At 62.2% G+C, this 7,820-nt stretch carries 9 protein-coding genes and 1 pseudogene; 5 read left to right on the top strand and 5 right to left on the bottom strand.

Features of this window, described 5'->3' with window-relative positions:
* Nucleotides 1–151 precede the first annotated feature (151 nt).
* From EN884_RS39580 to EN884_RS17335, 4 genes are all read right to left on the bottom strand, one after another.
* Nucleotides 152–385 (bottom strand): LysR substrate-binding domain-containing protein, encoded by a 234-nt coding sequence (locus EN884_RS39580; protein ID WP_224621641.1) that lies wholly within the window; start codon nucleotides 383–385, stop codon nucleotides 152–154.
* Nucleotides 386–421: 36 nt separating this feature from the next.
* Nucleotides 422–589, bottom strand: coding sequence for a LysR family transcriptional regulator (locus tag EN884_RS39575; protein ID WP_224621640.1), 168 nt, complete (start codon nucleotides 587–589; stop codon nucleotides 422–424).
* Nucleotides 590–769: 180 nt separating this feature from the next.
* Nucleotides 770–1,444, bottom strand: coding sequence for a TetR/AcrR family transcriptional regulator (locus EN884_RS17340; protein WP_013530362.1), 675 nt, complete (start codon nucleotides 1,442–1,444; stop codon nucleotides 770–772).
* Nucleotides 1,445–1,558: 114 nt separating this feature from the next.
* Nucleotides 1,559–2,503 carry a nucleoside hydrolase gene (locus tag EN884_RS17335; protein ID WP_013530363.1) on the bottom strand — a complete coding sequence of 315 codons (945 nt, stop codon included), beginning with the start codon at nucleotides 2,501–2,503 and terminating at the stop codon, nucleotides 1,559–1,561.
* Nucleotides 2,504–2,604: 101 nt separating this feature from the next.
* On the opposite strand from EN884_RS17335, the gene EN884_RS17330 reads away from it, so the two are divergent.
* The 4 genes from EN884_RS17330 to EN884_RS17315 all read left to right on the top strand — a co-directional run bounded on the left by EN884_RS17330 (nucleotide 2,605) and on the right by EN884_RS17315 (nucleotide 6,451).
* Nucleotides 2,605–3,612: a 2-oxoglutarate and iron-dependent oxygenase domain-containing protein gene (locus tag EN884_RS17330; RefSeq protein ID WP_013530364.1), complete on the top strand. Its 1,008-nt coding sequence runs from the start codon at nucleotides 2,605–2,607 to the stop codon at nucleotides 3,610–3,612.
* 93 nt (nucleotides 3,613–3,705) lie between these two features.
* Nucleotides 3,706–4,563, top strand: coding sequence for an ABC transporter substrate-binding protein (locus EN884_RS17325; RefSeq protein WP_063170135.1), 858 nt, complete (start codon nucleotides 3,706–3,708; stop codon nucleotides 4,561–4,563).
* A 143-nt stretch (nucleotides 4,564–4,706) separates the two neighbouring features.
* Nucleotides 4,707–5,648, top strand: coding sequence for an amino acid ABC transporter permease (locus EN884_RS17320; RefSeq protein WP_013530366.1), 942 nt, complete (start codon nucleotides 4,707–4,709; stop codon nucleotides 5,646–5,648).
* Nucleotides 5,645–6,451 (top strand): amino acid ABC transporter ATP-binding protein, encoded by an 807-nt coding sequence (locus EN884_RS17315; RefSeq protein WP_013530367.1) that lies wholly within the window; start codon nucleotides 5,645–5,647, stop codon nucleotides 6,449–6,451. The genes EN884_RS17320 and EN884_RS17315 overlap by 4 nt, the downstream gene beginning before the upstream one ends.
* Before the next feature lie 86 nt (nucleotides 6,452–6,537).
* On the opposite strand, the gene EN884_RS17310 is transcribed toward EN884_RS17315, so the two are convergent.
* Nucleotides 6,538–7,215: an MIP family channel protein gene (locus EN884_RS17310; protein WP_013530368.1), complete on the bottom strand. Its 678-nt coding sequence runs from the start codon at nucleotides 7,213–7,215 to the stop codon at nucleotides 6,538–6,540.
* Between the two features lie 181 nt (nucleotides 7,216–7,396).
* Between EN884_RS17310 and EN884_RS17305 the strand changes: the two are divergent.
* A pseudogene (locus EN884_RS17305) lies at nucleotides 7,397–7,820 on the top strand (MFS transporter); the annotation flags it as partial.

The raw sequence follows: 7,820 nt of genomic DNA, 5'->3' as shown, positions 1-7,820 counted from the left end.
GGTGGGGCGTCCACGCCGCCATGGCGCTGCATCGTCGAAATGAGCAGATGGTCGAGGGCACAGAATTCGTCCAGGGTGATCGGTCCCTTGCCGCGCGGATGGCCGTGCCCCTGGGCGGTGACGAATTCCTCTTCGAACAGTTTCTGCCTGATCAGGCCACTCGAACGTCTTCCGCGGCTCCGATGAAGAGATCGATGTCGCCCTGCTCCAGGTGCTCGACGATCCTCGGCTTGTCGGGCACCGTAAAGGCGACCTTTGCGTTGGGAGCTTGGGATTTGAACCGCGGAATGAGGTCCGGAGCCAGGATCGCTGCCGGATTGTCCGTTGCGGCAATGCGATAGACACGTTTGCTTGTGGCGGGGTCGAACAGATGAGCAGTATTCACGAAATCGCTCAACCGAGCAGCCGGACGAGTTCGGGCTCAAGTGCCAGGGTCGTTCAGCAATTGACGCAGCCGCGTCAGGCGGGCCGACAAGGCCGATTGGGTAATGTTCAATCTCGACGCCGCATGGGTGACGTTCTGGTGCTTCAACAGCGCATCGAGTGTCAGCAGCAAGCCAACGTCGAAATCCGATAGCCGTTTTGTCAATGGGACCTCGAACCAGCAGGCGCTATTCAATCGGTAGCGCTCTCTAGCACGGTTCCGGAGATTGAAGGACAATGGCTTCGAAGTTTACTGCCGCCTATGGCGATTTTGCGACAGGTGCTGCTCCTCGCCACAACGCGGCCCGACCGTTCCAGATGGCACGACTGTTTCCAGCCAGAGGTCCTAACGACGATCGGCCCGCATCTCCGTCGACTTCGGCGCCGTGCCGGGTTCTTGAACGAGCGGTCCGAGCAGCACTTCTCCGAACAGTGGCTGGTAGCGGCGGCGCACGGCCGGGTCTTCCTTGAAGGACAGTGCGTACTGGCCGATCTGGTGGAAATAGGTGATGCGCGCCCGCACGATGCTCTCGTCTTCCGAATAGCCCATGGCGCGGAACGCCCGGATGAGCAGCGCGATGCGCAGATCGTCGATGTCCTTGACTTCCTGAGCGAGCTTTTTCGATGTCCGTGACCAATCGCGAACAGCCAAGTCAAGCAGCGGGCTGAAAGGGGCTTCATCCACCCAGACATGCACGATGTCGGTGAAGAACTGCAGGCCGTCTATGTCGTGGATCTCGCGCATCGCCCAGAACGGCGCGCAATTGCTGTTTCGCCATTCCTGCAAGAGGCCGCCGCGAAGGTCCGCCAGGCTGGCAAAATGGAAATAGAAGCTGCCCCGCGTGACCTTCAACTGCTGCGCCAGGCGGTCGATCTTGACCTCGCCGATGCCGCGCTTTTCCAGCACCTTGCGCGCCGCCGCAATCCAGGCCTCACGGCTGAGCGTCTGCCGCGCCGCTTTTGATCGCACCGCCGGTCGAGGCGGTCGTTTCGTTTTCGCCAGCACGCCTTTCCCGTTCATGAAATTCGAGACCTTCGTCGCCGCGCGCAACGCGCATGGCCGATTCGCCTATCGAACCGCCCCGTGACTGCTTCGCAATTCTCCGTGTCACCGTCTATCGCCGGATACGCATTTTCAGGGCAGTGCACTGATCCGCTCCAGCATCAGCGTGAAGAACGGCGCCGGATCGATCCGGCGCAGGACATTGCAGTTCTTGCGGCGGCCGGTGACGTGCCACCAGTCGACGACGGTCATGCCTATGGTTTCGGGCGAGACGATATCGACCGTCACGGCGCACTGGCGCTGCTCGTAGATCCCCGGGGCCAGAAGGTAACCGGTGACGCACGCATCGTGGATGGGACGCGCCGCCGTCGCGAATTTGTGGGTGCCGTATTGGCGATAGAAGTCGGCCATGTTGGCGGCCTCGATCGCCGCGCGACTGCCGGTGGCGCGCAGGGCGTCGAGCCATTCAGGCGTCATCAGGGCAGTGTAGGTGCAGTCGATGCCGGCCATCGTCACCGGGACGCCGCTGTCGAACACTTTGTGCGCGGCATGCGGATCGACAAAGATGTTGAACTCCGCGGCAGGCGTGGCATTGCCGCCTTGAAAAAAGCCCCCGCCCATCAGCACGACTTCGCGCAGCCGAGGGACGATTTTCGGTTCCATGGTCATGGCCATGGCCAGGTTGGTCATCGGCCCGAGCGTGCAGACGGTCAACGCGCCTTCCGGCGCATCCATGATCGTGCGCACCAGGTAATTGACTGCGTGCTCGCTCTGCAGCGGTGTGACGGGTTCGGGCAGATCGGCGCCGTCGAGGCCCGTTTCGCCGTGAACATACTCGGCCGTGATCAGCTTGCGCACCATCGGCGCCGGGCAGCCGGCATAGACCGGCACATCGGGTCGTCCGGCAAGTTCCACGACCTTGAGCGCATTCTTCGACGTTAGGGCAAGCGGCACGTTGCCGCCGACTGTCGTGATGCCGACTACCTCGAGTTCGGCTGGCGAGCCTAGCGCGAAAAGGATCGCGAACGCGTCATCCTGACCTGGGTCGGTGTCGATGATTATCTTGCGTGGTGCCATTGTGCCGCGTTTTTCCCGTTGCGCTCGAAAGCCTATTGCTGAGGCGATTTGGATGTGTAGAAATACAGTACTGTATCTTATGTTCAAGAGAAGGTGTTCGAATGGACGCACGCGGCGACTTTTCCGAAATTCCGATCATCGATGTGTCGGCGCTCTATGGCGATGACCAGGAAGCGATCGCCGCGACGGCGGCGACACTGCGCCGCCATCTCGAGACGATCGGCTTCCTCTATGTCGTCGGGCATCCGATCCCGCGTGCCGACGTCGAAGCGGTTCGCGAAGCCAGCAAGCGCTTCTTCGCTCTGCCCGAGGAGCAGAAACTGGCGCTGAAGATCGACAGGAATTTCCGCGGCTACCTGCCCTTTGCCGGCTCGACGATCGTGACGTCGTCGGTGGCGACAGTAAGCAAGCCGAACCAGAGCGAATCGATCTTCTTCATGCACGAGGTCGAGGCCGACGACCCCAGGACATTGGCCGACAAGCCGCTGCAGGGTCCCAACCAGTGGCCGGACGAGGCAACGCTTGCTGGCTTCAGGCCAACGATTGAACGCTATGTCGATGAGATGAGCACACTGGCCCGCAAAATGGTCGGCGCCATCGCTCTTTCGCTTGGACTTCCGACCGACAGTCTCGACCGTTATTTCGATCAGCCGACAACCTTCCTGCGGTTGCTGCACTACCCGACGCAGCCGCATGAGGAGGGGCTATTCGGTTCGGCCCCTCACACCGATTACGGCTTCATTACACTGCTGGCGCAGGACAATGTCGGCGGCCTGGAAGTCAAGAACAAGGCGGGCGAATGGGTTCCCGCGCCTCCGGTCCCGGACTCCTTCGTGATGAATGTCGGCGACATCCTGGCGCGCTGGTCGAACGACCAGTTCGTCTCGACGCCGCATCGCGTCATCAACCGGTCGGGGCGCGAGCGCTATTCCCAGCCCTTCTTCTTCGACCCGTCCATGGATGAAACGATCGAGGCGCTGCCGGTCTGCGTGCCGGCCGGTAGCCAGCCGAAATATGAGCCGGTGCTCTACGGCGACTATCTGATGGAGCGCATCGACAAGAACTACCATTACCGCAAGAAAAAGGCTGCGGAAGCAGCCGGTACATAGACGGATCAATGCTTGGCTGCGGCGATGAGGACGCGAGGCCCTGATTGGAGAGCAGACTGCAGGAAACGTTGTAATCAAAAAAGGGGAACGAAAATGAGAGCACATTTACAGATGGCAGGTTTGGCGCTGGCCGCACTTGCCATAGTCTGGAGCGGACCTTCAGGCGCCGCCAAGGTGACGAAATCGGCCGAGGTTCAGCAGACCGGCATGCTGACCGTCGCCAACACGCTGGACTATGCGCCTTTCGAGTATCTCGACGCCGACGGCAAACAGACCGGGATTATCATAGAACTGGCCGGTGAGGTGGCCAAGCTGGTCGGCGCCAAGCTGGACGTGGCGCGCACACCTTTCCCCTCGATGATACCGGGCCTGGCGGCCGGCCGTTTCAAGGTCGCTTGGGAGACTTTCTCCGCCACGCCGGAGCGGCTCAAGCAGGTCGATTTCGTCATGTTCCTGAAGGCCGGCCTGGCTGTTTCGACGTCGCCGGACAAGAAGGCGAGTTTCAGCGGCGACACCCCGCTCTGCGGCAAGCGGATCGGCGTTTCGGCAGGCAGCGCATCGGATTTCCTGGTCGACAAGCTGAGCACGGATTGCACCGGCAAGGGCCAGGCAGCCATCGAAAAATCGGTCTTCAACTCGTCGACGGATATCGTCCAGGCGGTGCTGTCCGACCGCGTCGACGCCCGCATGGACGATGCGACCGCCTCGAGCTATTTCGAGGTCACCAGCAAGGGCCAGCTCGTGGTGCTGCCGACCCTCTATGAAGTCGCGCCGCTCGGCATGGCGATCGCCAAGGACGACAAGGAGACCGCCGATATGATGGTGGGCGCACTCTCCGAGCTGTTCAAGAACGGCACCTACAAGGCTATTCTCGACAAATACGGCATGGGCGCCTACGCGATCAAGGAGCCCTATTTCGTCGGCAGCATGGAGGCGTTGCGCGCCGACTGACAAAGTTTTGTCCAGTCGGACGCACTTTGTTCTAAAACTTTGATCATGCTTTCCGAAATCATTTGGGGCTGATGCGATAGCGGTTGTCGGCGTCCGGTCTCGTGCCGGGCGCCGCTTCCGGATCAAGACCAGGAGAAGCAGCGATGGGCGCGGCCCACCCAAACGAGATACGCATCGAGCCGGGCGTCGCCGAGGCGGTTTCGCGCCTGACCGTCATGCCGCAGCGCCGCTACGGCATCTGGGTCGGCACGGCGCTGGCCCTGCTGGTGGCATTCCTGATCATCCGGGCCTTCGCCAGCAACCCTGCCTTTGCCTGGCCTACGGTGGTGAGTTACCTCCTGCATCCCTCTGTCATGCGCGGCCTTGGCAACACCTTGATGCTCACCGCGGTGATCATGATATTGGCGATCGTTGTCGGCACGGTCATCGCCATCATGCGCGTGTCGCCAAGCCCGGTGCTGCGTGCCTTCGCGGGTCTGTACGTCTGGTTTTTCCGTGGCGTACCGGCCCTGATACAGCTGATCTTCTGGTTCAACCTGTCGCTGCTGGTGCGCGAAGTCTCGTTGACCATCCCCTTTGTCGGCACGCTGTTTTCCGTGCGCACCAATGATTTCATGACTCCGTTCTTCTCTGCCGTCGTCGCCCTTTCCCTGTGCGAGGCGGGCTACATGGCCGAGATCATCCGGGCCGGCATCAAGTCGGTGCCGTCGGGCCAGGCTGAGGCGGCGAGCGCGCTTGGCATGCCGTACCGCATGATCCTGAAGCGCATCACGCTGCCGCAGGCGATGCGCTTCGTACTGCCGCCAACCGGCAATGAGGCCATTAACCTCCTGAAGATGACGTCGCTGGTGACATTCATCGCCGTCGACGACCTGTTCTATTCGGCGCAGAGCATCTATGCGCGCACCTTCGAGACGATCCCGCTTCTGATCGTGGTCGCCTTCTGGTATCTCGCGGTAGTCAGCATCATGTCGGTGGGACAGCATTTCCTCGAGCGACATTTCGGTCGCAGCGATACGCGCCGCGATGCCGTGACGATGCGCTTCCTGCGCAACATCATCAGCCTGCGTGGCATTTCCCGATGAGCGACGTGAAGGACGAAAATCGCGCCCGCTTCGGCGTCCCAGCCGACTCCATGGTTTTCGCGCGCGGCGTGCGCAAATCCTATGGTCCGCTCGAGGTTCTCAAGGGTGTCGATCTCGACGTACCCGTCGGATCGGTCGCCTGCATCATCGGCCCTTCGGGTTCCGGCAAGAGCACATTCCTGCGCTGCATCAACCATCTCGAGAAGCTCAGCGCCGGCATCCTGCTCGTCGACAGTCAGTTCGTCGGCTACGACCTTAGGGACGACAAGCTCTACGAGGTCAAGGACGACCTGCTTTGCCGGCGGCGCGCCGAGACCGGCATGCTGTTTCAGTCGTTCAACCTGTTCTCCCACATGACCGTGATGGAGAATTTGATTGAGGCGCCGACGCAGGTTCGGCGCATCCCCCCGGACGAGGCAAAGGCCGAAGCGGAGATTCTGCTTCGGCGCGTCGGTCTCCTGGACAAGGTCGACCGGTATCCGAGGGAACTGTCCGGCGGCCAGCAGCAGCGTGTCGCCATCGCGCGCGCGATGGCGATGAAGCCGAAAGTCCTGCTCTTCGATGAGCCGACATCGGCGCTCGACCCCGAACTCGTTGGCGAGGTGCTGCAGGTCATGCGCGATCTGGCCGAAAGCGGCATGACGATGGTCGTGGTCACCCACGAGGTAGGCTTCGCCCGCGAGATCGGCGATCAGCTGGTTTTCATGGATGGCGGTGTGATCATCGAACGCGGCGCTCCGCGCGAGATGATTGCCAATCCGGTATCGCCCCGAACCCGCGAGTTCCTGTCGCGGGTGCTTTGACGGCAAGAGAATCCACCCAAGAGAAGATCCACAAAAAAAGCGCGGGCCATGGCCCGCGCCTTCGCATATTCAGCCTTCCAAAGAGCTCAGTCCTTCTCGAAGATGCGCGCCTTGGCGACGACGCCGGCAATGGCGCCGCCGATCAACGGTGCCACGATGAACAGCCAGAGCTGGCCGATCGCCGCAGTTCCCGAAAACAGCGCCGGACCGATCGAGCGGGCCGGGTTGAGCGACGTGCCGGTCACCGGGATGATGGCGAAGTGCAGCCCTGCCAGCGTCAGGCCGATGACCAGTCCGGCGAACGCCGTCGAGTGCTTTTCGGCCGTGACGCCAAGGATCACGGTGACGAAGGTGAAGGTGCCGATCACTTCCCACAGGAAGGCCGAACTGACACCCCATTTCGTCACATCCCAGCCATTGGCGCCGAAGCCGGTGGTGTGTCCGCCAACCTGGCCGGAGACGATGATCCACAACGCCAGTGAAGCAAGGACGCCGCCGATGACCTGCGCGATCCAGTAGGGGATGACGTCCTTGGCCGGCAGGCGGCCGGCAAGGAAGACGCCGAGCGTCACCGCCGGGTTGAGATGCGCGCCCGAAATGGGGCCGATCGCATAGGCCGCGGCGATGAGGCCGATGCCGAACGCCAGACCGATCCCTTCCTGGCCAAGCGGCAGCGCGCCGCCGAAGCCGCCCGTCACCACAGAAGCCGTACCGATGAACACCAATAGAAATGTGCCTAGAACTTCCGCCAGATAAGTCTTCATTGCCCTCTCCTCGTGTCGATCCGCCGGTTCACCTTTTCGCGCCGCGAATCACAATCGGAAGAGTATTCGCAACCAGAAAAGTTGGAAAGCAGAGCGGTTGTGCCGGCCGACCTGCTTGTGCGCGCCGGTTGCGCGCTCTAGAGCAGGGCCGGAATAATTTTCTGCGTGACGGAACAAGACAATGCGACTGGGCGGAAGGCTGGCTGCGGCCATCGAAGTGCTGGAAGACATCGGCCGGCGCCACCGGCCGGTGGCGGACGCGCTGAAGGATTGGGGCCTGTCGCATCGCTTCGCCGGCGGCGGCGACCGTGCGGCCATCGGCAACATCGTCTATGACGCCTTGCGCCACAAGCGTTCCGCGGGCTGGCTGCTGGGGCAGGACACGCCGCGCGCCATTGGCTTCGGCGCCCTGCTGCTCGAATGGGGGCAGACGGCCCAGTCGCTCAACGAGGCGCTGGATGGTGACAAGTTCGCACCGCCGCTGCTGACCGCCGCCGAGCTTCAGGCCATCGCCGACGGTCGGCTCGCCGATGCGCCGGACGCGGTGCGGGCGGATGTTCCCGACTGGTGCGCGCCGCTTTTCGAGCGAGCCTTCGGCCCGAGCT

This window comes from Mesorhizobium sp. M7A.F.Ca.AU.001.01.1.1 (assembly GCF_004022735.1).
In the GTDB taxonomy this organism is placed as follows: domain Bacteria; phylum Pseudomonadota; class Alphaproteobacteria; order Rhizobiales; family Rhizobiaceae; genus Mesorhizobium; species Mesorhizobium ciceri.
Note: the sequence above shows the minus strand (reverse complement) of the source record. Positions and strands in the feature narration are given on the sequence as shown.